This window comes from Caballeronia cordobensis, assembly GCF_001544575.2.
GTDB classification, from domain to species: domain Bacteria; phylum Pseudomonadota; class Gammaproteobacteria; order Burkholderiales; family Burkholderiaceae; genus Caballeronia; species Caballeronia cordobensis.
On record NZ_FCNY02000007.1, the window covers coordinates 52016 to 76609 of the forward strand.

Annotated in this window: 21 protein-coding genes; 13 read left to right on the plus strand and 8 right to left on the minus strand. The window is 65.5% G+C overall.

Translation table 11 applies throughout. The features are described 5' to 3' along the window. The first annotated feature begins 189 nt into the window (after positions 1-189). The 4 genes from AWB70_RS14800 (at position 190) to AWB70_RS14815 (ending at position 6330) form a co-directional block, all read left to right on the plus strand. Positions 190-2994, plus strand: a complete 2805-nt coding sequence (locus AWB70_RS14800; RefSeq protein ID WP_053569256.1) for a 2-oxoglutarate dehydrogenase E1 component — start codon at positions 190-192, stop codon at positions 2992-2994. 7 nt (positions 2995-3001) lie between these two features. Beyond that, a complete protein-coding gene (gene ilvB, locus AWB70_RS14805; RefSeq protein ID WP_053569011.1) occupies positions 3002-4858 on the plus strand; it encodes a biosynthetic-type acetolactate synthase large subunit in 1857 nt (618 codons plus the stop codon). Between the two features lie 18 nt (positions 4859-4876). After that, complete coding sequence (locus AWB70_RS14810) at positions 4877-5152, plus strand: ArsR/SmtB family transcription factor (protein WP_053569012.1); 276 nt, start codon at positions 4877-4879, stop codon at positions 5150-5152. A 116-nt stretch (positions 5153-5268) separates the two neighbouring features. After that, positions 5269-6330 carry an LLM class flavin-dependent oxidoreductase gene (locus AWB70_RS14815; protein ID WP_053569013.1) on the plus strand — a complete coding sequence of 354 codons (1062 nt, stop codon included), beginning with the start codon at positions 5269-5271 and terminating at the stop codon, positions 6328-6330. Positions 6331-6355: 25 nt separating this feature from the next. Here AWB70_RS14815 and AWB70_RS14820 read toward each other — a convergent pair whose 3' ends face one another. Genes AWB70_RS14820 through AWB70_RS14835 form a run of 4 tightly spaced genes read right to left on the minus strand, consistent with a single transcriptional unit; the run spans position 6356 to position 10244 of the window. Beyond that, positions 6356-7606 carry an acyl-CoA dehydrogenase family protein gene (locus tag AWB70_RS14820; RefSeq protein WP_053569014.1) on the minus strand — a complete coding sequence of 417 codons (1251 nt, stop codon included), beginning with the start codon at positions 7604-7606 and terminating at the stop codon, positions 6356-6358. Positions 7607-7621: 15 nt separating this feature from the next. Continuing rightward, the gene (locus AWB70_RS14825; protein WP_045453325.1) at positions 7622-8626 is read right to left on the minus strand and encodes an NrtA/SsuA/CpmA family ABC transporter substrate-binding protein; all 1005 of its coding nucleotides are present in this window, start codon (positions 8624-8626) and stop codon (positions 7622-7624) included. A 35-nt stretch (positions 8627-8661) separates the two neighbouring features. Continuing rightward, complete coding sequence (locus AWB70_RS14830; RefSeq protein WP_053569015.1) at positions 8662-9408, minus strand: ABC transporter ATP-binding protein; 747 nt, start codon at positions 9406-9408, stop codon at positions 8662-8664. Next, positions 9405-10244: an ABC transporter permease subunit gene (locus AWB70_RS14835; protein WP_053569016.1), complete on the minus strand. Its 840-nt coding sequence runs from the start codon at positions 10242-10244 to the stop codon at positions 9405-9407. The genes AWB70_RS14830 and AWB70_RS14835 overlap by 4 nt, the downstream gene beginning before the upstream one ends. 264 nt (positions 10245-10508) lie before the next feature. Here AWB70_RS14835 and AWB70_RS14840 point away from each other — a divergent pair, with 264 nt between their 5' ends. The 4 genes from AWB70_RS14840 (at position 10509) to AWB70_RS14855 (ending at position 13472) form a co-directional block, all read left to right on the plus strand. Continuing rightward, complete coding sequence (locus AWB70_RS14840) at positions 10509-11885, plus strand: MFS transporter (protein ID WP_053569017.1); 1377 nt, start codon at positions 10509-10511, stop codon at positions 11883-11885. A gap of 97 nt (positions 11886-11982) precedes the next feature. Further along, positions 11983-12315, plus strand: coding sequence for a cupin domain-containing protein (locus tag AWB70_RS14845; protein WP_014250458.1), 333 nt, complete (start codon positions 11983-11985; stop codon positions 12313-12315). Positions 12316-12358: 43 nt separating this feature from the next. Then, on the plus strand, positions 12359-12721 hold the full coding sequence (locus AWB70_RS14850) for a cupin domain-containing protein (protein ID WP_053569018.1): 363 nt from the start codon (positions 12359-12361) through the stop codon (positions 12719-12721). Between the two features lie 4 nt (positions 12722-12725). Further along, positions 12726-13472, plus strand: a complete 747-nt coding sequence (locus tag AWB70_RS14855; RefSeq protein ID WP_053569019.1) for an SDR family NAD(P)-dependent oxidoreductase — start codon at positions 12726-12728, stop codon at positions 13470-13472. A 12-nt stretch (positions 13473-13484) separates the two neighbouring features. Here the strand turns inward: AWB70_RS14855 and AWB70_RS14860 are convergent, their stop codons facing one another. Together AWB70_RS14860 and AWB70_RS14865 are read right to left on the minus strand one after the other, a co-directional pair. Then, positions 13485-14372: a PTS sugar transporter subunit IIA gene (locus tag AWB70_RS14860; protein ID WP_235024252.1), complete on the minus strand. Its 888-nt coding sequence runs from the start codon at positions 14370-14372 to the stop codon at positions 13485-13487. Between the two features lie 97 nt (positions 14373-14469). Beyond that, a complete protein-coding gene (locus AWB70_RS14865; protein WP_053569020.1) occupies positions 14470-15927 on the minus strand; it encodes a sugar porter family MFS transporter in 1458 nt (485 codons plus the stop codon). Positions 15928-16125: 198 nt separating this feature from the next. On the opposite strand from AWB70_RS14865, the gene AWB70_RS14870 reads away from it, so the two are divergent. Further along, positions 16126-16857: an oxygen-binding di-iron domain-containing protein gene (locus AWB70_RS14870; RefSeq protein WP_053569021.1), complete on the plus strand. Its 732-nt coding sequence runs from the start codon at positions 16126-16128 to the stop codon at positions 16855-16857. A 1-nt stretch (position 16858) separates the two neighbouring features. Here the strand turns inward: AWB70_RS14870 and AWB70_RS14875 are convergent, their stop codons facing one another. Together AWB70_RS14875 and AWB70_RS14880 are read right to left on the minus strand one after the other, a co-directional pair. After that, positions 16859-18124 (minus strand): EAL domain-containing response regulator, encoded by a 1266-nt coding sequence (locus AWB70_RS14875; RefSeq protein WP_053569022.1) that lies wholly within the window; start codon positions 18122-18124, stop codon positions 16859-16861. Then, the gene (locus AWB70_RS14880) at positions 18121-20862 is read right to left on the minus strand and encodes an ATP-binding protein (RefSeq protein WP_053569023.1); all 2742 of its coding nucleotides are present in this window, start codon (positions 20860-20862) and stop codon (positions 18121-18123) included. Before AWB70_RS14880 ends, AWB70_RS14875 begins: the two co-directional genes overlap by 4 nt. A gap of 207 nt (positions 20863-21069) precedes the next feature. Here AWB70_RS14880 and AWB70_RS14885 point away from each other — a divergent pair, with 207 nt between their 5' ends. From AWB70_RS14885 to AWB70_RS14900, 4 genes are all read left to right on the plus strand, one after another. Next, complete coding sequence (locus tag AWB70_RS14885; RefSeq protein ID WP_014250466.1) at positions 21070-22218, plus strand: helix-turn-helix transcriptional regulator; 1149 nt, start codon at positions 21070-21072, stop codon at positions 22216-22218. A 165-nt stretch (positions 22219-22383) separates the two neighbouring features. Next, complete coding sequence (locus AWB70_RS14890) at positions 22384-22896, plus strand: AmiS/UreI family transporter (RefSeq protein WP_014250467.1); 513 nt, start codon at positions 22384-22386, stop codon at positions 22894-22896. A gap of 61 nt (positions 22897-22957) precedes the next feature. Beyond that, the gene (gene fmdA, locus AWB70_RS14895; protein ID WP_014250468.1) at positions 22958-24190 is read left to right on the plus strand and encodes a formamidase; all 1233 of its coding nucleotides are present in this window, start codon (positions 22958-22960) and stop codon (positions 24188-24190) included. Positions 24191-24255: 65 nt separating this feature from the next. After that, complete coding sequence (locus AWB70_RS14900) at positions 24256-24588, plus strand: FmdB family zinc ribbon protein (protein ID WP_053569024.1); 333 nt, start codon at positions 24256-24258, stop codon at positions 24586-24588. Positions 24589-24594: the final 6 nt, after the last annotated feature.

The window sequence follows — 24594 nt, forward strand, 5'->3', positions numbered from 1 at the left end:
CGACACGCTCGCTTGTGCGTGGCCCGAATTCGATGCCGAATGGCCCGCCAGCGCCCCAGATGCACGCCCCATCCGCGATGCGGCTGACTAGACTTTGCTTCATGAAGGTAGACAAGTCTGTCTCCAATGAACCACGGCATGGAGCGGCGGAAGCATCAGAAGCCGCATGCGACACGAAGGACATTCATCATGTTGATCGAGAAACGCCAGAACTCATTCCTGTTCGGCGCCAACGCGCCTTATGTGGAGGAACAATACGAACGCTATCTTGCCGAGCCCGCATCGGTGACGGACGAATGGCGCGGCTATTTCGACGCGTTGCGCGAAACGCCCGCCCTCGACGGCAGCGACCGCGATGACGAGCCGCATGCGCCCGTTGTCTCCGGCTTCGTCGAACTCGCCAGACAGCCGCATCCCGTGCCCGCTCAACGCGACGGCGCGCTCGCGCTCGCGAGAAAGCAGGTGGCCGTGCAGTCGCTCGTCGCCGCGTTCCGGACCGTCGGTACGCGCCGCGCGCGTCTGGACCCGCTGCAATGGGCGCCGCAGCGTGCGCTGCCGGAACTCACGCCCGCCTACTACGGCCTGACGGCGGCCGACATGGCCACGCGCTTCAGCACCGCCGACACCTATTTCTTCGACGAAGACGCGACACTCGCCGAGATCGTCGCGGCGCTCGAACACACCTATACGGGCACGCTGGGCGCGGAATTCATGCATCTCTCCGATGCGAACGAGCGGCGCTGGTGGCAGATGCGGCTCGAATCGTCGCGCGCCGCGCCTTCGTTTTCGAACGATGAGAAGCGCCGCTTTCTCGAACGCCTGACCGCCGCGGAAGGGCTCGAAAAGTATCTGCACACGCGCTTCGTCGGGCAAAAGCGCTTCTCGCTCGAAGGCGGCGAATCGCTCATCGTGTTGCTCGACGAACTCGTGCGTTACGGCGCGGCGAAAGACGTGCGCTCGGTGGTCATGGGCATGGCGCATCGCGGACGCCTGAACGTGCTGGTGAACATCGCGGGCAAGCCCTTGCATGCGTTGTTCGACGAATTCGACGGCAAGCACGCGGACCCGCTTCCCGAAGGCGACGTCAAGTATCACAAGGGCTTCAGCACGATTGCGCAGACCGCGCACGGTCCGGTCGAAGTCGCGCTCGCGTTCAATCCGTCGCATCTGGAGATCGTCAATCCGGTCGTGCAGGGCATGGCGCGCGCGAAGGCCGACGCGCTGGATCCGAACGATGCGGGTAGTGTGCTGCCGGTGGAAATCCACGGCGATGCGGCGATGTCGGGGCAGGGTGTGGTGATGGAGACCTTGAGCCTCTCCTACACGCGCGGACACGGCACGGGCGGGACGGTGCATGTCGTCGTGAACAATCAGATCGGCTTCACGACGTCGGACCCGCGCGACACGCGTTCGTCGTTCTATGCGACGGATGTGGTCAAGATGATCGAGGCGCCGGTGCTTCACGTGAACGGCGACGATCCCGAAGCGGTGGCGATGGCCGTGCATCTCGCGCTCGACTATCGCACCGAGTTCAGGCGCAGTGTCGTGATCGATCTCGTGTGCTTCCGCAAGCACGGTCATCAGGAACAGGACACGCCCGCCATCACCCAGCCGTTGATGTATCGCGCGATCGCGGCGCATCCGGGCGTGAGGACGCTCTATGCGCAGGCGCTGATCCGGCAAGGCGTCGCGACGCCCGAACAGGTCGCGGCGTCTGCCGATGCCCAACGCGCGTCGTTCGATGGCGCGCACGGCGGCGACGCTCTTTCTCTTCCTCTGGCGACCGAAGCGCACACGAGCGAGATCGATCGCTACGAAGCGCCCGCGCCCGAGCAGTTGAGCGCGTGGGCGCGGCGCATATCGAGCGTGCCCGAAGGCTACGAGCTTCATCCGCTCGTCGGCAAGATGATGGCGGCGCGGCGCGACATGGCGAGCGGCAAGAAGCGCATCGACTGGGGCATGGCGGAACATCTCGCGTTCGCGTCGCTGCTCGGCGCAGGTATCGATGTGCGCCTGAGCGGGCAGGACAGCGCGCGCGGCACGTTCAATCATCGGCACGCCGTGTTGCATAACCAGACGCGCACGCAGCGCGCCGACGGCGTGTTCATTCCGCTCGATCACGTGCGCGACGTGCAGGGCCGCTTCACGGTGACGAACAGCATCCTCTCGGAAGCGGCCGTGCTCGCGTTCGAATACGGCTACTCGACGGTGAATCGCCATGCGCTCGTCATCTGGGAAGCCCAGTTCGGCGATTTCGCGAATGGCGCGCAGGTCGTGATCGATCAGTTCATCGCGGCGGGCGCGGCGAAGTGGGGGCAACGCAGCGGCCTGACGCTGTTCCTGCCGCATGGCCAGGAAGGCGCGGGTCCGGAGCATGCCTCGGCGCGGCTCGAACGCTATCTGCAACTGGGCGCGCAAGACAACATGCGCGTGGTCCAGCCGACGACGCCCGCGCAACTGTTCCATCTGCTGCGCATGCAGGCGCTGGCTTTCGACGGCCGCCCGCTGGTCGTGATGACGCCCAAGTCGCTGCTCAGGCACGCGGAAGCCGTCAATACATTGGACGAACTGACGCAAGGCGCATTTCGCGCGGTGCTGCCCGACGCTCACGCCGATGCGTCGCATGACGAAACGGTCGAGCGGGTCATCGTCACGTCGGGCAAGTTCTATTACGAGCTGATCGACTATCGCCGCAAGCACGGCATCGACGATGCACGCGTGATTCGCGTCGAGCAGTTGTATCCGTTTCCGGCGGCGCATATCGCTGTGGAACTCGCGCGTTATCCGAATGCGAAGCGCGTGATCTGGTGTCAGGAAGAAGCGCGCAATCAGGGGGCGTGGCGCTTCGCCGAGCCGCATTTGCGCGAGCTTCTGCCCGCGGGGGCCAGTCTGTCGTATGCAGGGCCGGCCGAATCCGCTTCGACCGCGCCGGGTCATCACGCCGAGCACGTGACCCGGCAAACCGATGTTCTGATCCGCGCATTCGCGAAGTGAGCCCGACATGACCCGTAATCCAGATATGACTGCACAGCGCGTGACCGCGAATCTTCATGGCGACGACGAAGCCGTTTCAGGCGCCGACATCATCCTGCGCGTGCTTGCGGAGCAGGGCGTCGATACGTTGTTCGGCTACAGCGGCGGCGCGATCCTCCCGACCTACGACGCCGTGTTTCGCTTCAACGAAATGCACGCGGACCGGCCCGAACGGCAGATCAAGCTTGTCGTGCCCGCCAACGAGCAGGCGGCCGGTTTCATGGCCGCGGGCTATGCGCGGGCGAGCGGCAAGGTCGGCGTATTCATGGTGACGTCGGGGCCGGGCGCGACCAACGCCGTGACGCCGATCGCCGACTGCAACGGCGACTCCGTGCCCGTCGTGCTGATCTGCGGACAGGTGCCGCGCGCCGCCATCGGCACCGACGCGTTTCAGGAAGCGCCGGTGTTCAATATCATGTCGGCGTGCGCGAAGCAGGTCTTTCTCGTGACCGATCCGGCGAAGCTCGAAGAGACGTTGCGCACGGCCTTCGAGATTGCGCGCACGGGGCGGCCCGGACCGGTCGTCGTCGATGTGCCGAAGGACATTCAGAACTGGAAGGGCGTGTATCGCGGACAGGGCGTCTTGCAGTTTCGAGGCTATTCGGATCGTCTTCGTCTGGTGGCGAAGGGCGCGCGGCTCGACGAGGCGAAGCGCGCCGCTTTCTTCGATTTCCTCGCGCGCAGCGAGCGGCCGCTGCTGTATGCGGGCGGCGGCGTCATCGCGTCGGGCGCGAGCGCGGAATTGCGCGCGTTCGCCGAGCGTTACCGGATTCCCGTCGTCACCACGCTGATGGGGCTGGGGAGCCTGCCCGCGCGGCACGAATTGAACCTCGGCATGCTCGGCATGCATGGCGCGGCCTGCGCGAACTATGCGGTCGAGGACTGCGACTTCCTGATCGCCGTGGGCGCGCGCTTCGACGATCGCGTCGCGGGCGGCCGTCCGGAAGCGTTCGCGTCGAAGGCGCGCGCGGTCGCGCATATCGATATCGACGAAGCGGAGATCAACAAGGTCAGGCGGGTCGAATGGAGCCACGTGGGCGATGCGAAGGACGCACTGCTGGCGCTCATGGCGCACGGTCCCATCGAGCGTCCCGCGTCCGGCTGGGCGGCGCACGTCAGCGCGCTCAAGCGCGATCACGGCATGAACTACGACCGGGACAATGCGGCGATCCAGCCGCAGCGTGTCGTCGAAATGCTCGGCGAGATCACCGGCGGGCGCGCGATCGTCAGCACGGGCGTCGGCCAGCATCAGATGTGGGCGGCTCAGTTCTTCGATTTCGTCGCGCCGCGCAGTTTTCTCACCTCGGGCAGCATGGGGACGATGGGCTTCGGCCTGCCCGCGGCGATCGGCGCCCAGTTTGCGCGGCCCGATGCGCTCGTGATCGATATCGATGGCGACGGCAGCATCCGCATGAACATGGGCGAACTGGAAACGGCGAGCACCTATGACGTGCCGGTGAAGATCCTGCTGCTCAACAATCGCGGCGACGGCATGATCCGTCAATGGCAACGATTGTTTTACGACGGACGCATGGTCGTGAGCGACAAGGCATTGCATCGCAAGGATTTCGTGATGGCGGCGCAAGCGGACGGTTTCGAATTCGCCTGCCGCGTCGAGCAGCACGATGAACTCGACGAAAAGCTCAGGGCATTCGTGGCCTTCGACGGTCCCGCGTTCCTCGAAGTGATGATCGACCCGGATGCCGATGTGTTTCCGATGGTCGGTCCCGGACAGAGCTACGCGAACATGATCACCGGTCCGTTCATTGCCTCGCGTTCCGATCCGCAGACGGCGAGCGACGGCTCCGCGAGCGACATGTTCTGACACGGGCGCAATGACATCATGAATGCCGACCTGATACACAAAGCGCTCGCCAACCCCTTGCGGCGCGACATTCTGGCATGGCTCAAAAGCACGGACAGCCCCTTCGGCCCTGGCTTGCCGATCAATGCGATTCAGGCACGCAGCGGTCTGTCGCAGTCGACCGTGTCCGCGCATGTCGCCGCGATGATCAAGGCCGGTTTGCTCGTGGCGACGCCCGTGGGTCAGTTCATCGTCTTGTCGCGCAACGAGGACGTGATCGGCGCGTTCATCCGGGAAATGCGCGAGAGCTTGTGAGGGGGGGCCTTGCCTCTTTGCATTTTCCGGCAATAGCAAAGCGTCAGATATTGGAAGGCCGCACGCGCGCGCGGCGTTAGGATGGCTTTCTTTCTCCATCTTCCCCGTATCGACGTATGTCAGTGAAACCTCCACGCTTTGGCATCTGGGCGCTCGTGCATGGCAGCCGTGCCGCCCTGCAGGATCCCGCAGAACCCTACGACGCGTCATGGGCCCGCAACAAGGCGCTCGTGCTCGAAGCCGAGCGTCTCGGCTTCGACTCGGTGCTCGTCGCGCAGCATACGGCCAATCCGCACGATCCTTCGCTCGATCAGCTCGAAGCGTGGACGGCATCGGCGGCATTGGCGGCGCTGACCTCGCGTATCGAGATCATCGCTGCGATCAAGCCGTATCTCTATCATCCGGTCGTGCTGGCCAAGATGGCGCAGCAGATCGAGCACATCAGCGGCGGGCGTTTCGCGATCAACCTCGTGAACGCCTGGAATCGTCCGGAGCTCGAGCGCGCCGGCATCGGCTTCGCGGAGCATGACGAACGCTATGCGTATGGCCGCGAATGGATCTCGGTCGTCGAAAGGCTCTTGCGCGGCGAGACGGTGACGCATCGCGGCGACAACTTTCGCATCGACGGTTATCGGCTGCTGCCCGCCGATCCGTATCGCGCGCGGCCGCGCATCTATGTCGGCGGCGAGTCGGAACCGGCGCGCTCGCTGGTGGCCGCGCACGGCGACGTGTGGTTCATCAACGGCCAGCCGCACGACGACGTGGCGGGCCTGATCGCCGATGTGTCCGCGCGGGTGCGCCCGTCCGGCCACGAGCCCTTGCGCTTCGGGCTCTCGGCCTTCGTCATCGCGCGCGAGACGCAGGCGCAGGCGGACGAACATCTGCAGCACCTCTTCGAGCTGGCGGAACTGGACAAGCCGCTGCGCGAGCGGCAAAAGGCCAATACGGATCCGCAGGCGGTGATGCATCAGACTTTCGCGCGCTCGGCGCGAGTCGGGTCCAACGGCGGCACCGCGGCCGGACTCGTCGGCGATTACGACACGGTGGCGCGCCGCATCGCGGCGTTTCATCGGGCGGGCATCGAACTGTTCATGCTCCAGTTTCAGCCGTTCGAAGCCGACATGCGCGTCTTCGCCGAAGAAGTCGCGCCGCGCGTGCGCCGCCTGCTCGGCGCGTGACGCCGGCGGCGCGCTTGCAAGTCGTTCAGAAAAACGCGCCGGTCGGCGGAAGCTGGCCGGTGAGCGCGTTCTGTCCGAGCAGGCGCTCCTTGTAGACCCGCGGATTGTGCGACGCGATCACCTTGATGTTGCGCCAGTGCCGGTCGAGCGCGCCCACGCGCGACACGACCGAGCCCGAGCCGAGATCAATCAGCCAGCTCGCGATCTGCGGCGCGAGATCGTCGATCACGATCTTCGCTTCCATGGCCGCGAGCGTCGCGGCGAGTGTGGCGTCGTGCTCGCCGGGTGTGCCGTGGCTGTCCCATGCGCGTTGCAGCGCATCGGCCGCGCGGTCCGCGCTCGCTTCCACGCCTGCCGCATAGCCGCGAATGCGCCCGACGAGCGCCTGCAATACCGGTTCGTCGACGGGATGCTCCGCTTCGCCGTGATAGAAGTTCCGGCCACGCGCGCGAAGCACCTCCACCGCATCGAGCGCGACGCGCCGCGCGATGCCCGCGATGCAGTTGGTCAGATACACCTGATGAAACGTGTAGCCCCACGGCGCGGCATCGCCGGACTTCGGCGGGTCGGGCGGATACACATGCGCGGGCTGCACGAGCACGTCGCGAAACGTCGCCGTGCCCGAGCCGGTCAGGCGCTGTCCGAAGCCCTGCCAGTCGTCGCCGGTCCCGACGCCTTCGCCGCGTTCGAGCACATACTGCACCGTGCGTCCCGCGCGGCTTTCGACCGCCATGCCGATGAACGCGTCGTTGTAGAGATTGCCCGTCGCGTAGATCTTGTCGCCCGAGCCGACATAGGCCTGACGGATCTCGTCCCATTCGAGCCGGCTGAGGACGCGTGTCGGCCGCGCGCCCGCCGCGATCACATCGGTTTCGGCGAAGCTGAGTCCAAAGGTCTTGTTGCGCCCCGTCAGCCCGAGCACATGCGCATGGAACGGATGATCCCGCTGCCGCAGCGCCGCTTCGACCTGCCACAGATGATTGCGAAACGCATGCGCGATGTTCGAATCCGCCGCCGCGAGATCGCGTGCGACGACGAGCAGTTCGCGTAGCGATACGCCATGCCCGCCGGCGTCGGCGGGCAGCCGCAGCGCGCCGAAGCCGAGCGCCTTGAGTTGCGCGATCTCCTCGTGCGGCAGCCGGTGCTCACGCTCGCGCGCTGCCGCCGTCGACGCGATATCCGCGAGGCTTTGCGCGAATCCGAGCTTCGCTGCGAGCGGCGAAACCAGACGCGGTCCGCCGAACGCGAGTTCTGCCGTGTGTGTTCTGTCAGTCATTCGAGTGCCTCGTCGTCAAACCCTGACGCTGTAATCCGCGACCTTGATGCGCGAGTTGATGATCTTGCGTTCGGCGAGCCAGTCCGCGGCGCGCTGGAATTGCGCGAGGAAGGCGGCGTCATCGGCTTCGTGGAACTGGTTCACGCGCTTGAGGCTCGTGAGGTAGTCGCGCACCTGATCCGGATACTTCCCCTCGCGCTGCACGAGCAGTTCGGCTTCGGCGGAATGCGTGGATTGCCACGCGCCTTCGACGTAGTACGCATCGATCACGGCGCGCACGAGTTCCGAGTTCTCTTCGGTGAACTTGCGGCGCGAGACGAGCGAGCTGTAGTCGATCAGAAAATCGAGGTCGCGGCCTTCGTTGAAGATGTCTTTCGCCTCGTTCGAGAAGCGCGCGATGTCCACGCCCGGCGACCACATCGACCACGCATCGACCTTGCCTTGCGCGAACGCGGGCGCGGCATCCGGCGGATTCAGATAGACGAACTGAACCTTGTCCCGGTCGATGCGATGCTTCTCCAGCGCCGCGATCAGCAAAAATTCGCCGAGCCCCGAGCGATTGACCGCGACCTTGCGGCCCGCGAGCCCCGCGATCGAATCGATGCCGCTCGATTTCTTCACGATGATGGCCGTCGAGCGCGGCGAATAGATATCGAAAGCGGTGAAGACGATGGGCGAACCGGCGAGCATCGCGGCGAGCGCGGGCGTGGTGGAGCCCCAGAAGCCGAAGTCCGCGCTGCCGCCGACCACCGCCTGAATCGATGGCGCGTGATTGGGAAACGGGCCGATCCATTCCACCTTGATGCCCTTCGCGGCAAGCGTCTTCTCGAACACGCCGCGTTGCCGGGCGATATCAGGCAGGCTGCCGTAGCCCCAACCGATGCGCACGGTGTCGGTATTGCGCGTGAGCTTGCGCGGTTCGGCGGCGCGCGCCGGGAACAGACTGCCCGCTGCTGCTCCGGCCAGCAGTCCACCCGCCGCGCGCAGAAGCTGGCGGCGGCTCAGCGATGAATCGTTCATTCCTGTCGAGTCCTTGATGTGAAGCGGAAAAGTGATTAGTGAGCGTGCACGCCGAGCGCCGCGAGCAGCGTGGGCCGCAGCGTGTCATGCGCCTCGTCTTTCGGCGCGAACGAGGCGGCGATGCGTCCGGCGCGCATGACGAGAATCCTGTCGGCGAGCGTGAGCGCCTCATCGACGTCATGCGTGACGATCAGCACGCCCGGCTGATGCAGCGCAACCAGCTCTTTGACGAGCCCGTGCATCTTGATGCGCGTGAGCGCGTCGAGCGCCGCGAACGGTTCGTCGAGCAGCAGCAGCGCGGGATCGCGCACGAGGGCCCGCGCGAGCGCGACGCGTTGCGCCTGTCCGCCCGAGAGGTTGCGCGGCCAGTCTGCCTCGCGCCCCGCGAGTCCGACCTCGCCCAGCGCGCGCGACGCGCCCGCGCGGCCGATCGTGGCCTCGTGTCCCAGCGCGACGTTCTCCCACAGCGTCGCCCAGGGCAGCAGCCGGTGCTCCTGGAACACCACGGACGGCCGCTCCGGCGCGCGAATCTTGCCGGCGTCGGGTAAATCGAGTCCGGCGAGCGCGCGCAGCAGCGTGGTCTTGCCGCAGCCGCTTTCGCCCAGCAGCGCGACGAATTCGCCCTTGCGGATATCGAGGTCCAGCGCGTCGATGACGACGCGGCTGCCGTAACGCCGCACGAGCCCGCGCACGGACACGGCAAGCGGCGCTCGCGTCGCGGCTTCATCGTGCGCGTGCGGCTGCGGCGGCGAAACAGGAGAAACGGCGAGGCCTTGCGTCACTTTTGCGCTCCCTTGTCGTAATTCGCGTGCCACGAAAGAAAGCGCGCTTCGAGCCGGCGCACGAGCGCGTCCGCCGCGACGCCGATGAGCGCGTAGATGATGATCGTGAGCAGAATGACGTTCGTGTTGAGGAACTCGCGCGCATCCATCGCGAGAAAGCCGATGCCGCGGGTCGTCGCGAGCGTTTCCGCGATCACGAGCGCGAGCCACGCATGCGCCAGCGCGTAGCGAACGCCCGTGAGGATCGAGGGCATCGCGCCCGGCAGAACGATCCGGCGCACGATCGCGGTGCGGTCGAGGCCGACGACCTTCGCGAGCTCCATCAGCTTGGGGTCGATCAGCCGGATGCCGAGCATCGTGTTGATATAGACCGGGAAGAGCACGGCCAGCGAGACGAGGAAAATCTTCGCGACCTCGCCCACGCCGAACCAGACGATCACGAGCGGCAGCATCGCGAGGAAGGGAATGGCGCGCACCATCTGGATCGAGCGGTCGAGAAACGCCTGCGCAAGCGGCGAAAAGCCGACCAGAATGCCGAGCGCGAGCCCGAGCACGCCGCCAATGACGAAGCCCGCCGACGCGCGCAGCAGCGATACGCCGAGGTGAATGAAAAGCTCGCCGTCTTTCGCCATGTCGAACGCGGTGCCGATGACCTTGCTCGGCGCGGGAAGCACTTGCGGCGCGATCAGCCCGGCCCGGGCGGCGCCTTCCCAGACGAGCAGGATCAGAACCGGCACGATCCACGAAAGCCAGAGATAGAGCGCGGCCTTGGGGATGCCGGAGGCGGTTCGCTTCGAAGCGACGTAGCGCTTGCCGGGAGAAGTCAGGTCGGCCATGTCGTTACCGGATGTGTCATGAGAGGAATGGGCTGTATCGAAGGCGAGCTAGCTATTAGAGGCTGCCGGGCATCGCGGTGACAAACGGTTTTTTATGCTTTGCTTTCCAGCTTTCGGCGTATCGACGGTGCGATGTCGTCATCAGGAAGATAAGGCATGCGAAACATTAATCTGCGCGCCGCGCCAGCCACGATTGTCACGCTGGCGGACAGACCCCCAGCGCATCTGTCATCATGAGGTGGCTTCAGTCAACGCACAGGTGCCATGTCATATCTCGAAGACGAGCAATCGAATACGAGCGCGAACCATCGTGCGCCAGAAGGCGAGGGAACGAACGCGGAGCACGACCCGTCGGCGGTCGGGCGCACCGGGCCGCTCAACGAGGCGGCGCTGCTCGGGCGCAAGACGCCGCCGTGGCCGGATTCGGCGGCGGCCAATCCGGGTCATCGGGCGCGCGCGGGCGAGCCGGACACGATGCGCGCGCTCGCCGGGCTGCTGCTCGGCCTCGCGCTGCTCGTCGCCGGCAACGGGCTGTTCCAGACGCTGATTCCGCTCCGGATCATCGAATCGGGCTATTCGACCTTCGTCACCGGCCTGATCCAGTCGAGCTACTACGCGGGCTTTATTCTGGGCGCGGTGGTCAACCGGCGGCTCATCGACCGCATCGGCCAGCACCGGACGTTCGTGGCGTTCTCGGCGGCCGCGTCGATTCTGGCGCTCGCGTTCGGCGCGGTGCAGTCGCCGTGGCTGCTCGGCTTCGTGCGCCTGCTTACGGGCGTCGCTTTCATGGCGCTGTACACGTCCGTCGAAAGCTGGCTCAACGGCACGGTCCAGAACGAAAAGCGCGGCCAGGTCTTCGGCCTGTACGCGGGCATCAACTACCTCGCGGTGGGCGGCGGCCAGTTTCTGCTGAATGTGGGCGCGGGGTCCGGGGCGCAGCAGTTCTCGATCGCCGCGGCGTTTTTTGCGGCGGCCGTGCTGCCGGTCACGCTGATGGAAGGCTGGCCCGCCAAGGTCGATGACGCGAACCTCGACCGCGTACCCGCGCGTTCCTGGAGCGCGAGCTTCAAGGAAATGCTGGTGCTGGCCCCGCTCGGCGTGCCGGGCTGCATTCTCGCCGGCTTCATCTATAGCAACTTCTATGCGCTGATGCCGGTGTATCTTCAGCGCACGGGCTTTTCGACGCATGACATCGCGACCTTCATGGGCGTCGCGCTCATCGGCGCACTCTTGCCGCAGTATCCGATGGGGCGTCTCTCGGACCGCATCGACCGGCGGCGTCTCGTTTTCTGGACGGCGTCGGTCTCGGCGGTGCTGAGTCTCGTGCTGTTGTGCTTCGACTTTCGCATCGTCACGTGGTGCGCGACGCTGGCGTATGTCGCGGTGACGTTCACGCAATACGGGCTCATCGTGTCGCACGTGCAGGATCGCACGGAGTCGCATTTGCGCGTCGCGGTGTCGACCATGTTGCTGGTGCTCTTTTCGCTCGGCGGCATGACCGGCCCGACGCTGGCTTCGGGGCTGATGACGCTGATCGGCCCGAGCGGGCTGTTCCTGTTCAACGCGCTCTCGTGCGCCCTGCTGGCGGCGAGCGCACGGCATGCGCTGCGCTTGTCCGTGGCGGGCGCGAAGGCGGAGTGAGGGATGCAGGACGTGGCTTCGTGGCGTCGAATATGAACTAAAGTGAAACAGGCGGGTTCGTTCCGCGCGCCTTTGCGGCCCTGGAGGGTTGTCGATCATGCAACTTCAGACAGGTAATCTCTTCAGCGTCGAGGCGAAGCGCGAGGCGCAGGAGCGGATCGACGTGCTCGTCACGGGGCAGCGCCTGAACGTGGAGCGCATCGTGTCGATGGGACACGCGAGCCCCGAAGGCTTCTGGTACGACGACTCGCGCGCCGAATGGGTCGTGCTGCTGTCGGGCGCGGCCGCGCTCGAATTCGAAGACGGCCCGGCGCTGCACGAGATGCGTCCCGGCGATTACGTGCTGATCGAACCGCACTGCCGGCATCGCGTCGCGCGCACGCAGGCCGACGAGCCGTCCGTCTGGCTCGCGATCTATCACGAACGCTGAATCGCGCCGGTTTCCCGCTCGCCCCGCCATCGAAGGAGAGACGATGGAATGCATCGAGACTTACACCACCCGCGACGGACACTCGGCGTTCCGGGCCATTCAGGCGTTCGATGTCGCGCCCGTGACGTTCAACGGCGTTGCCGTGTCGTTGTCGTCGCCGCAGCCATGCGAGAGCGTCCTCGTGCACGAGTTCGACGCGGACTATTTCCTCGGCTGGCATAACCCGCCATCGAGACAATATGTCGTGATGCTCGAAGGCGAGCTCGAAGTCGCCGTGCAGGGCGGCGATGCCGCGCGGCGGTTCGCGGCGGGCGCGGTTTTCCTGGCCGGCGATCTTCAGGGTACGGGCCACACGACGCGCGCGATCCGCGCGGGCCGCGCATTGGTCGTCAACTTGCGGGGGTAAAGCGATGCTATTGCAGGATGCTTTGGCGGTCGTGACGGGCGGCGGCAGCGGCATAGGCTTCGCCACCGCCGAACGATTCGTGTCCGAAGGCGCGCGTGTGGTCATCAGCGGGCGCGACGCGGAGAAACTGCAACGCGCGGCGGACAAGCTCGGCGCGAACGCGCTGCCCGTCGTCGCCGACGCCGCGAATGCAGCCGACATGCGGCGGCTCTACGAAACCGCGGTCGCGCACTTCGGCCGCGCGGTCGATGTGATTGTCGCCAATGCGGGCGTTTCGCGGCAGACGCCGGTGCGCGAAACATCGCTCGCGCAGTTTGCTCAGGTGTTCGACATCAACGTCGGCGGCGTGTACGTGACCGTGCGCGAGGCGCTGGCGTTTCTCGCACGGCCTGCATCGGTCATTCTGGTCGCGTCGCTGGCGGCCAATCAGGGCACGAAGCATTTTTCCGCGTATTGCGCGTCGAAAGCGGCCGTGGTGTCGCTCGCGAAGAGTTTCGCGGCGGAGTTCGTCGAATCCGGCATACGCGTCAACAGCATCTCGCCGGGCGTGGCGAAAACGCCGATTTTCGACAGCCTCGGCATGTCCGAAGCGGAACTGCTGCAATGGTCGCACGTGATTCCGATGAAGCGTCCGGCCGAGCCCGCGGAAATCGCCGGGGCCATTCTTTTTCTCGCCTCGGATGCCTCCCGCTACATGACCGGCGCCGATCTCGCGGTGGACGGCGGCATGTCGGGCATCAGTCCGTTTTGAATCGCGCGGCGATCAGTGCGCGAGGTGATTCGCGGAAGACGCGGCGAAGAGACGGCATACGGCATCGGCGTCGCTGCATTCGCGAAGCAGGCCGCGAAAGCGCTGGTCGCAGAAATGCTCGGCGATTTCCCCGAGCAGATGCAGATGCGTCATCGTCACGCGCTCGGGCACGAAGAGCGCGATCACATCGCTGACGGGCTTGCCGTCGGGCGCGGAGAACGCGATCGGCGTGCGCGGCCGAACGTACAGCGCCATCGGCTCGTGAGCCTCGTCGAGTTGCCCGTGCGGCACGGCCACGCCTTCGCCCAACGCCGTCGAACCGAGCGCCTCGCGCGCGGCGAGACACGCTGAAACCGCCTGCGCGGACAGCCCGTGCCGGCGTTCGAGAAAGCCGCCGATCAGATCGAAGAGCGCGTCGCGACTGGCGGCATCCGCGCCGAGCAGGACGTGATCCGCGCTCAGCAACGTGGCGAGCGTGCCTTGCGGCGTTGCGGTGTCATGCGGGTGTTCGTGCGGGTGTTCGTGCGTCTCGCCGCCGCGATGGACACTGCGGTCCATCAGATTGCGCCACGCATCGGAAGGCGCGTCGGGCACGTCGAGCGGGCTGCTGACCTGAGCGGAAGGCGCGAGGTCCGCCAGGCGCGCAATGGCCCCGCCGATGGCCGCTTTCGGCACGATCAACGTGAGCCGGACGCGGTGCGCGTCGCGCAGCGGCGTCACGCGCATCGTCCAGGGCTCGCCGGCGCAGTCGCGCACGAGCGATCTGCGCAGCGGTGTCGCATGCTGTGCGTCGATGGTCACGTGCACCATGACGTGCCGGCTGCCTCCGGGCATCGGACCCTTGCGCGGCGCAGCTTTGGATAGCCCGAGCAAGGTCATGAAATCCGATAGCGTGTGCACCTGTCGTCTCCCTTCGATCGCCTGCGCGGCCATCATTGAGCATAGTGCAGACAGCGTAAAAGCCGCGACAATTTCCGCGGCTTGATTGAGTATCTGATTACAGCGCTTCGTTCGTTTTCACGACCGCCTGACCGCGCGCGGAAGGCGCCAGATCGTCCTTGCCGAGATCGCGCAGGCGCTTGCCGGCCATCAGATCGCGGCCGAGCTTTTCGAGCGAGACACCGCGCGTTTCGGGCACGTAGAAGAACACGACCACGGCGAAGACCACGTTGAGGACCGCATAGAGCACGAACGTATTGGCTTCGCCGACCGTGGAAAGCAGGCTCAGGAACGTGGCCGCGACCGCCATGTTCGCCACCCAGTTCACCAGCGTCGAGACGGCGATGCCGAAGTCGCGGCCTTGCTGAGGCTGAATCTCCGAGCAGAGAATCCAGACGAGCGGGCCGGCGGACATCGCAAAGCCCGCGATGAAGAGCAGCAACGATGCAACAGCCAGAACCTGCGCCGTGAGACCCACCACGCCGGCATGCATGAGAAAGCCGAGGGCGCACATGCCGAATGCCATGACGGCGCATCCCGCATAAAGAATCGGCTTGCGGCCCCAGCGATCGACGAAGGCGATCGCGCCGAAGGTGGCGATTACGTTGACGAGGCCGACGATGACCGTCGCCCAGAGCTGCTGTTCGTGCGTGCCGAAGCCGGCCATTTCGAAGATGCGCGGCGCGTAATACATCACGACGTTGATGCCGGTCAGTTGCTGAAACACTTGCAGCACGACGCCGAGCAGCACCGAGCGGCGGAAGTTCGAATTCGCGCGCAGCAGGCTCCAGCCGCGCTGGGGACGCGTGCTGTCTTCATTGACCTGATCGAGCTCGGCCTGAACGTCGGCGGGATTGCCATAGAGACGCTGCAGCACAGCGCGCGCTTCGGCGGCGCGGTTGCGTTGCAGCAGCCAGCGCGGACTGTCGGGAAGCGCAAGGACGCCCGCCAGAAAGAACGCGGCGGGAATGGCGATGACGCCGAGCATCCAGCGCCAGTCGGCAATATACGAAAGCCCGATGTTCGACAGGAACGCGGCCAGAATGCCGACGGTAATCATCAGTTGATACGTGGAGATCATGGCCCCGCGCACTTGCCGCGGCGCGACTTCCGAAAGGTAGAGCGGCGCGGTGAACGACGCCATGCCGACCGCGAGACCGAGCAGCAGGCGCGCGCCGATCAACTGTTCCGGGCTGCCCGCGAATCCCGACCACAGCGACCCGACGATGAACAGCACCGCCGCCAGCGCGAGGGCATAGCGGCGTCCGAGCCGCCACGACAGCGCGCCCGCGCCGAGCGCGCCGATGGCCGCGCCGACCATCATCGAACTGACGATCCATTCCTGCGCGCGGTCGTTCAGCACGAAGTGCTTCGCGATGAACGGCAGCGCGCCCGAAATCACGCCGATGTCGAGACCGAAGAGCAGCCCGGCGAGCGCGGCCATGAAGCACACGAAGAGTCCAAAGCGCCGGGCTTTCGTCTGGGCGAGGACAGGGGTTTCAGCAGCAGCGCTCATCGGGATGTCTCCAGGGTTGTATTTTCATACCAATCGGGACGCGATCCTTATAGCTTGGCTGTCCCACTGCCTGCATGATCGAAGATAAGAATTAGCGTGAGATGAGCGCGCCCGGAAGCTTGCGTCTTCGCGGGGGTTCCGACTATGTTTTGAAGATCCGGCGTTCGCGCAAAGGCTTGATGCCATCGGAGCACGCACATGATCACCACGAACTCGCAATCCGGCACGAACGTCGCAGAAATCGCCGATGGCGTGTATCGCATCAGTACGCCCGTCGTGCTGCCCGGCGACGCGGGCGGCTTTTCCTTCAATCAATACCTGATCGTCGACGACGCGCCGCTTTTATTTCACACCGGGCCGCGCAAGATGTTCCCGCTCGTGCGTGAAGCGGTCGCGAGCATCATGGACCCGGCGACGCTGCGCTATATCGCTTTTTCGCATGTCGAGGCGGACGAATGCGGCTCGCTCAACGAATGGCTCGCCATCGCGCCCGAAGCCGCGCCGCTCTGCGGCACGATCGCGGCGATGGTGTCGATCACGGACCTCGCGGATCGCGCGCCCGTCGCGCTTGCCGACGAACAAGCCGTGAGCCTGGGCCGTCACACCGTGCGCTGGTTCGATACGCCGCATCTTCCGCACGCGTGGGAATGCGGCTTTCTGATGGAAGAGCGCACCGGCACGCTGCTATGCGGCGATCTCTTCACGCAGGGCGGCGCAAACCTGCCGCCGCTCACGACATCCGACATTCTGGGGCCGAGCGAATCGTTCCGGCGCAGCATGGATTACTTCTCGCACACGCGCAACGCCGATGCGATGTTCGAGCGCCTCGCCCGGCTCGAACCGGTGACGCTCGCCTGCATGCACGGCAGCGCGTGGAGCGGCGACGGCGCGGGCCTTTTGCGCGCGCTGGCGCAGAGCGTGCATCAATAGATCACACGCGCCGCGCGGCCGCGAGCGCGTCGCCCTGACCGAGATCGCAGCCTTCCCAGCGGAAGAACTGCAGGTCTTCGCTATCCGAGACGCCATCGGCGATCGCGCTGACGCCGAGCGTATGCGCAAGCGCGACGATGGCGCGCGCGACGACCGCGCGCTCGTGCTGATGCGTGACGTCGCTCACGAACTTCGAATGGATCTTGATGCGATTGGGCCGCAGCGCCTGAAGATCGAGCAGCGAGATACGTTCGAGGCCGAAGTCCACGAGCGTGATCGATACGCCGAGCGCCTGCAGCGCGCGCGCGGCCTCGCGGCGCGCGTCGAGCAGCGCGCCGCTGAACTGCAGGTCGAGCGCGTCGCCGTGCAGCTTCGCTTCGGCGAGCGATGCCTTCACCATCGCGATCAACTGCGCATCGCTGGAATGCTTCGACAGAAGCGGCATCGACACGCGCGGCGCGGGCGTTTCGCCGCTGTCGCGGCACGCGCGCGCAATCATGCAGGCGCGGCGCAGCATCGCCTCGTCGAGCGAGAGCAGCAAGGCGGGATCGTCGGTGAGCGCGGCGATGCGTTCGGGCGGCAACGCGCCTTCTTTAGTCGGCCACACGGGCTTCATCTCGACGCCTTTCAGCGCGCTCGATGCGAGATCGATCTGCGGCAGCGCGTGCACGATCCACGTATCCGCGCGAAGCGCCGCTTCGAGATCGGCGCGCAGATTGCGTTCGCGCTCGCGGTCGATCGGCCCGTCCGTGTCGTTGATCGCGGGCAGGGTCGCGAGCGTGCGGGCGCGGCGCAACGCCATGATCGTCTCGTACGTGCGCAAGCCGGTCACGACGATCGACGTGAGTTTCTGCGCGGTTAGTTCGGTCTTCAGGAAGTAGCCGTTGATCTCGTAGCGCGTGATGACCTCGCGCTCGGGCGCCATGCCGGGCTGACCGGTGCGCAGGATGATCTGCACGTCGTGGTCACCTAGCGTGTCGCGGATATGGCGCACGAGTTCGAGACCGGCATCGTCGGCTTCCATCACGACATCGAGCAGGATCAGCGCGGTGCCCGGATGCGCCGCAAGATACGCGCGCGCTTCGGCGGCGGACAGCGCGCTCGAAAGCTCGATGGGCCTGCCCGCGAACGCGGCATCGGCGAGCACGAGCCGCGTGACTTCGTGGATCTCGGGCGCGTCGTCGACGAGCAGCACGTGCCACGGCGGCGCCTGCGGCCCCGTGAGCGTGCGCGGCGGTTCGGCGCGCAGCCAGGAAGGCGCGGTCATGGTCGTTCTCCCTGAACGCGCGGCACGCTAGGGATCGCGCCGTCGCGGGCGCGCGCGACGCGCGGCAGCGTGAGCACGAACACGCTGCCGGCCCGCGCGCCGTTGCGTACTGCGAGCGTGCCGTCGAGCGCGCGCGTGGCGAGCGCATAGGCGAGATGCAGACCGAGGCCGCTGCCGCCCGAGCCGCGCCGCGTCGTGAAGAAAGGTTCGAAAATGCGCTCGTGCAGTTCATCGGGAATGCCGCAGCCGTCGTCTTCGTGTTCGAGCACAACGTGCGCCTCGCCCGAGCGCCACGCCGATATCACGATATGCCCGACCTCGCCCGGCGCGAACGCATGCACGAGCGAGTTGAGGATCAGATTGGTCAGCACCTGCGCGAGCGGTCCGGGAAAGGAGTCCATCAGAATGCCGGGCGGACAGTCGATGCGCAGCGCCACACGCGTGCCGCGCAGCCTGGGCTCGACGCTCAGCACGGTCTCGCGGATATATTCGCCGAGATCGAACTGACGGCGCGCCTCGCTGACCTGATCGACGGCGACCTGCTTGAAGCTCTGCACGAGACGCGCGGCGCGATCGGCGTTGGACAGCATGAGCCGCGTCGATTGACCCGCATCGCGCAGATAGCTGCCGAGCGCGTCTTCGGTGAGATCCTGGCGTTTCAGACTCTCGCTGATGGATTCGGTCCGGTCGCGCAGATACGACGCCGCGCTCACGACGATACCGACCGGCGTGTTGATCTCGTGCGCAACGCCCGCGACGAGCCCGCCGAGCGACGCCATGCGTTCCGATTCGACGAGTTCTTTGCGCGTCGCTTCGAGGTTGTGCAGCGACTGGAGCAGGTCCGCTTGCGTCAGTTCGCGGCTTTCCTGCGAGAGCACGATCCACCATGCGCCGAACGCGAGCAAGGGCAGGGTGGCCGCATACGTGTGCAGCAGCACGTCGCCGATCTGGGCGCGCGCCATCACGTCCGCGATTTCGATCAGGCGGTACGACAGCAGAAACACCGCGCCCGTCGCCGTCGATGCGATGACGAACAAGCCGAAGAAACGCCCGATGCGCCGCCCGAAATGCGGCGCGAGCGTGCTGGGCCCGGGCGGCTGCGCGAACTCGTCCGCATGCGATGCGGCCGGCATCTTGCAGCGGTCGCGGCAATGATTGTCGAGACCGCAGCATAGCGAGCAGATCGAGCCTTGATTGAACGGGCACCACGCCATGTCGGCGGCTTCGTAGTCGCGTTCGCAGATGCAGCAGCGCACGAGTTGCGTGCGCGGCACCGTCGCATGATGCTCGTCGGCCCGCGCGATGTAGTAGCGGCCGCCTGTCGCGTAAGCGATCGCGATCGCGCTCACGAACGCGAGAAACAGTGCGATGAACGCGGAATAGGCGCGCGCGACATCGCCGAACAATCCCGCGAACGCGCACGTCGAGACGACCGATGCGATCAGCATCGCGCCGCAACCGACCGGATTCACCTGATACAGATGCGCGCGCTTGAATTCGATGCGCTTCGGACTCACGCCGAGCGGCTTGAGCACCACGAGATCCGCGACCAGCGCGCCGAGCCATGCGATGACGAGATTCGAATACACCGACAGCACGGTTTCGAGCGTCTTGAAGATGCCGAGCAGCGTGAGCAGGAGCGCGATCATCACGTTGAATACGAGCCACACGACCCGCCCCGGATGATAGTGCGTGAGCCGCGCGAACACGTTGGACCACGCGAGCGAGCCCGCATACGCATTGGTCACGTTGATCTTCACCTGCGAGATGACGACGAACACGGTCGCGACCGCGAGCGCCAGCGCGGGGCTTTCGAACACATGGCGATAGGCGGTGACGTACATGTGCACGGGCACGACGGCATCGACGGCGGGCAGGCCATCCTGCAAGGCGAGCACGGCGAGCAGACTGCCCGCGAGCAGCTTGAGGCCGCCCACGACGATCCATCCGGGGCCGGCCGCGAGCATCGCGGTCCACCATGAGACGCGATTGCGCGCGGTGCGGTCCGGCAGGAAGCGCAGATAATCGACCTGCTCGCCGATCTGACCCATCAGCGAAAACAGCACGCCCGCCGCCGCGCCGAACAGCAGGACGTCGATGCCGCCGCCGCGCGCTTCGGCGGTTGCGCCGAGACCGGGAAACGCCGCCCAGCGGTGCAGCACGTCCGGATCTTGCCAAAGAATGAAGAAGAACGGCGCGACGAGCAGAACGGCCCACAAGGGCTGGGTCCAGCGCTGCAGCTTGTTGATGAGCGTGACGCCGAAGAATACGAGCGGAATGATCAGCAGCGACGACAGCAGATAACCGATGACGATATTGATGCCCGCCGCAAGCTCCAGAGCCTGCGCGAGTATCGCGGCTTCGAGCGCGAAGAAGATGAACGTGAACGATGCGTAAATCAACGAAGTGATCGTCGAGCCGACATAGCCGAAGCCCGCGCCGCGCGTGAGCAGATCGATATCGACATTGGCCTCGCTCGAGTAATACGCGATCGGCACGCTCACGAGAAAGATCAGCGCGCACACGACGAGAATCGCGGGAAACGCGTTATGAAAGCCGAAGCTCAACGTGATGCTCGCGCCGATGGCTTCGAGCGCAAGAAACGAGATGCCGCCGATGGCGGTGTTGGCGAGCGTCGCGGGCGACCAGCGCCGATAAGAACTGGCCGCGTAACGCAACGCGTAATCTTCGAGTGTTTCGTTGGCCACCCAGGATTGATAGTCGCGTTTGATTCGCATGACGGTGGCCGCGAGTCTGCCAGCATTCGATTGGACGATCCGATTATTCGCTCAAAGCTGCATTGCCGCAATATTGCGGCGAGTGCTTCGAGCACGGCGCGCAGCGGGTTTGTGCCGATTGACCGTGCGTGCGCATCTGCGAACACTGGCAAGCGGACTTCGTTGCGCATCTTTTCCCGACGCCTCATCTTTCGCCTTGGAGCAGACATGACGCCGCTTTTTGCGAGCGCCGTGGCACCTGTCGCCAGCGACGACCTTGTTTATCGTGTTCATGCGGCAGGCGATTCCGACGACGCCTGGTGCAACGTGCTCGCGCAGATCCGCGAGCGATTCCGCGTGCGCTGGGCCGCGCTTGCGCGTCACAGCTTTGCCACGCGTCAAGGCGTCGCGCTCTATTCCGCGCCCCGCGACCCGCGTCTGAGCGCCGCGCTGTCCGATTACGCATCGCGCAATCCGTGGTTTCTGTCGAGCGATGCCTATCGCGAAGGCCGCGTGATGGCCGGCGATGAACTGCTCAGCAATCGCGAACTGGTCAAGACGGACTTCTATCGCGGTCTCTTGCTGCCGCATGGTCTCTATCACCGGCTGTGCGGCGTGATTGCGCGGCGCAACACGCTCGTCTATTACCTCGACCTGCATCGCGGTCCCGACGAACCGCGCTTCGGCCCGCGCGAGCGCAGCGCGTTCGCCGCGCTGCTGCCGCATCTGACGCTTGCGCTCGATCTGCGCTGGCGCCTGCGCGAAACAGACGACATGAATCGCGCTCTCAGGCGCATCGTGAACACGCATGCGCGCGCGGCGATGCTCGTCGATTCGGACGCGCGCATGGTGTTCGGCAGCGACGGCGCGCCGGGCGCGTGCGAACCGGTGGCGGGGCTGCGTATCGAAGAAGGGCGTATCGTCGCGGCCGCGAGCGCGGACGATCGCGTGTTGCAGGAGGCCATCGCGCGCGCCACGCATGCATCCGCCGAGGCCGACGAACGCGCTGCGCAGGTGTTGTCGCTCTCCGCGCCGGGGCAATCGCAACCGAGCGTGATATCGATACGCGCGGCGGGCTCGGTGTTCAGCGCGGAGTTTGGCGAGATGCGCCGCCTCGCCATCGTCACGGCGCTCAACGCGCCTTCCGAAGACGATCACGCCGATTGCGCGTTCGTGCGGCAATTCGGACTGAGCCCGGCGCAGGCGCGCATGAGTTCGCTCATCGTGACGGGGCATTCCATCGCTAGCGCGGCGCGTGCCTTGCACGTTTCCGAGAACACCGCGCGCAGTCATCTCAAGCAGATCTTCCAGAAGACCGACACGCATAGCCAGATGGAGCTCGTGCATCTGCACGGGCGCATCTGCGTCGCGATCTGATCTCCTCCATTCCTCACACTCCTCACCCATTCGGGTGAGACCGCCTCACCCAGAAGGGCGAATCAAAATCCTCGCGCTGGGGGATTCGCGCGTGATCGCGCATCCCTATCATGGTTCGTATTCCAGACCACGAACCTTGCGCCAGTGCGCGCCGAGGAGATCACCATGCTGGGTTTGTGCTTGCTTTATGTCGGCGCGGTCCTGTTCCTGAACGGGCTCTGGCTGCTGGGCCGAATCGGCGATCGGGAGATATGGGTCATCAACGTCTTCGCGGGCGGCGTGACCCTGCTCGCATCGCTCAAGCTCGCGTTCGGCTCGGGAGCGGACGCCGCGTCGATCAAGGCAGCCGCGCTCACCTTGCTCTTCACGTTCACGTACTTCTGGGTGGCGATCAATCGCTATAACGGCGCGGATGGCCGCGGGCTCGGCTGGTTCAGCCTGTTCGTCGCGATCACGATCATTCCCGTCGGCATCGACTCGATCGCGCATGCGAACTCCACATGGTCCGTCTGGTTCGCGCTGTGCTGGTTCGGCTGGGCGTTCCTGTGGTTCCTGTTTTTCGTGCTGCTCGCGCTGCAGCGTCCCATCGTGAAGCTGACGGGGGCCGTCACCGTCATCGCGGGCATCGTGACCGGCTGGCTTCCCGGCTACCTCTTGCTCAACGGCACGCTGAGCTGAATCGAAGTGCTGTCCTATGCCGGCGCGAGTGCCGGCCTGATCCGACAAGGAGACATTCGTCATGGCTGAAACGCTCATCAAGGTCGACCTGAATCAGTCCGCATTCGACAACGAGCAGGTGCATAACCGCTGGCACCCCGACATTCCGATGGCCGCGTGGGTCAAGCCCGGCGACGACTTCGTGCTCGAAACCTACGACTGGACGGGCGGCTTCATCAAGAACAACGATTCCGCGGACGACGTGCGCGACATCGATCTGTCGATCGTCCACTTCCTTTCGGGGCCGATCGGCGTGCACGGCGCGGCGCCCGGCGATCTGCTCGTCGTGGACCTGCTCGATATCGGCGCGAAGCAGGAAAGCCAGTGGGGCTTCAACGGCTTCTTCTCGAAGAAGAACGGCGGCGGCTTTCTGACCGATCACTTCCCGCTCGCGCAGAAATCCATCTGGGATTTCCACGGGCTCTATACGACCTCGCGCCACGTTCCGCAGGTGTCGTTCGCCGGGCTGATTCATCCGGGGCTGATCGGTTGCCTGCCCGATCCGAAGCTGCTCGCGACATGGAATCAGCGTGAAGTCGATTTCATCGCCACGCAGCCGGATCGCGTGCCGCCGCTCGCGAACCCGCCGTTCGCCGCGACCGCGCACATGGGCAAGATGACCGGCGACACGCGCGAGAAAGCCGCCGCCGAAGGCGCGCGCACGGTGCCGCCGCGTGAGCATGGCGGCAATTGCGACATCAAGGACCTGTCGCGCGGCTCGAAGATTTTCTTCCCGGTGTACGTGGACGGCGCGGGCCTGTCTGTCGGCGACCTGCACTTCAGTCAGGGCGACGGCGAAATCACGTTCTGCGGCGCGATCGAAATGGCGGGCTGGGTGCATATGCGCGTGAACGTGATCAAGGACGGCATGGCGAAATACGGCATCAAGAATCCCATCTTCAAGCCGAGCCCGATCACGCCGCGTTACGACGATTACCTCATTTTCGAAGGCATTTCCGTCGATGAAGCGGGCAAGCAGCACTATCTCGACGTGCATATCGCGTACCGTCAGGCGTGCCTGAACGCGATCGAATATCTGACGAAGTTCGGCTACACGCGCGCGCAGGCGTATTCGATTCTCGGCACGGCGCCGGTGCAGGGGCATATCAGCGGCGTCGTCGATATTCCGAACGCATGCGCGACCTTGTGGCTGCCCACGCAGATCTTCGACTTCGATATTCGCCCCAACGCCGATGGTCCGGTGAAGGCGGTGAAGGGCGGCGTCGATATTCCGCTCTCGCAAGACAAGGCCTGATCCCGCCAACCGAAGGGCGCGATGCGCTGTGTGCATCGCGCCCGACGCTTTCGGATGCGAATGCAATGCCGATCTATCAATACGAATGCGCATCGTGCGGCCGCTTCGACGTGATGCGCAGCATCGCGGATCGCGATCTGCCGCACGTATGCCCCGAATGCGGCGTGCAAACCGCGCGCGCGATCACGGGCTCCGCGATGCTTTCCCTGATGCCGCAATCCCGCCGCGACGCTTACGCGACGAACGAGCGCAGCGCGCACGCGCCCACGAGTTCGAAGAGTCTCGGATACCGTCACGGCCCGGGATGCGCCTGTTGCAAGCCAAGGCCTGCCGCGAGCGATCAGACACGGCCGTCGATGAAATCGCCCGGCGGCCGGCCCTGGATGATCAGCCACTAGCAGCGC

Excerpts from the sequence above, each read along its gene's own strand:
- fmdA (WP_014250468.1), top strand. The coding sequence starts at position 22,958 with ATGGCTGAAACGCTCATCAAGGTCGACCTGAATCAGTCCGCATTCGAC.
- AWB70_RS14850 (WP_053569018.1), top strand. The coding sequence starts at position 12,359 with ATGGAATGCATCGAGACTTACACCACCCGCGACGGACACTCGGCGTTC.
- AWB70_RS14820 (WP_053569014.1), bottom strand. The coding sequence starts at position 7,606 with ATGACTGACAGAACACACACGGCAGAACTCGCGTTCGGCGGACCGCGT.
- AWB70_RS14885 (WP_014250466.1), top strand. The coding sequence starts at position 21,070 with ATGACGCCGCTTTTTGCGAGCGCCGTGGCACCTGTCGCCAGCGACGAC.
- AWB70_RS14845 (WP_014250458.1), top strand. The coding sequence starts at position 11,983 with ATGCAACTTCAGACAGGTAATCTCTTCAGCGTCGAGGCGAAGCGCGAG.
- AWB70_RS14800 (WP_053569256.1), top strand. The coding sequence starts at position 190 with ATGTTGATCGAGAAACGCCAGAACTCATTCCTGTTCGGCGCCAACGCG.
- AWB70_RS14855 (WP_053569019.1), top strand. The coding sequence starts at position 12,726 with ATGCTATTGCAGGATGCTTTGGCGGTCGTGACGGGCGGCGGCAGCGGC.
- AWB70_RS14900 (WP_053569024.1), top strand. The coding sequence starts at position 24,256 with ATGCCGATCTATCAATACGAATGCGCATCGTGCGGCCGCTTCGACGTG.
- ilvB (WP_053569011.1), top strand. The coding sequence starts at position 3,002 with ATGACCCGTAATCCAGATATGACTGCACAGCGCGTGACCGCGAATCTT.
- AWB70_RS14825 (WP_045453325.1), bottom strand. The coding sequence starts at position 8,626 with ATGAACGATTCATCGCTGAGCCGCCGCCAGCTTCTGCGCGCGGCGGGT.
- AWB70_RS14890 (WP_014250467.1), top strand. The coding sequence starts at position 22,384 with ATGCTGGGTTTGTGCTTGCTTTATGTCGGCGCGGTCCTGTTCCTGAAC.
- AWB70_RS14865 (WP_053569020.1), bottom strand. The coding sequence starts at position 15,927 with ATGAGCGCTGCTGCTGAAACCCCTGTCCTCGCCCAGACGAAAGCCCGG.
- AWB70_RS14870 (WP_053569021.1), top strand. The coding sequence starts at position 16,126 with ATGATCACCACGAACTCGCAATCCGGCACGAACGTCGCAGAAATCGCC.
- AWB70_RS14880 (WP_053569023.1), bottom strand. The coding sequence starts at position 20,862 with ATGCGAATCAAACGCGACTATCAATCCTGGGTGGCCAACGAAACACTC.
- AWB70_RS14810 (WP_053569012.1), top strand. The coding sequence starts at position 4,877 with ATGAATGCCGACCTGATACACAAAGCGCTCGCCAACCCCTTGCGGCGC.
- AWB70_RS14840 (WP_053569017.1), top strand. The coding sequence starts at position 10,509 with ATGTCATATCTCGAAGACGAGCAATCGAATACGAGCGCGAACCATCGT.
- AWB70_RS14875 (WP_053569022.1), bottom strand. The coding sequence starts at position 18,124 with ATGACCGCGCCTTCCTGGCTGCGCGCCGAACCGCCGCGCACGCTCACG.
- AWB70_RS14835 (WP_053569016.1), bottom strand. The coding sequence starts at position 10,244 with ATGGCCGACCTGACTTCTCCCGGCAAGCGCTACGTCGCTTCGAAGCGA.
- AWB70_RS14815 (WP_053569013.1), top strand. The coding sequence starts at position 5,269 with ATGTCAGTGAAACCTCCACGCTTTGGCATCTGGGCGCTCGTGCATGGC.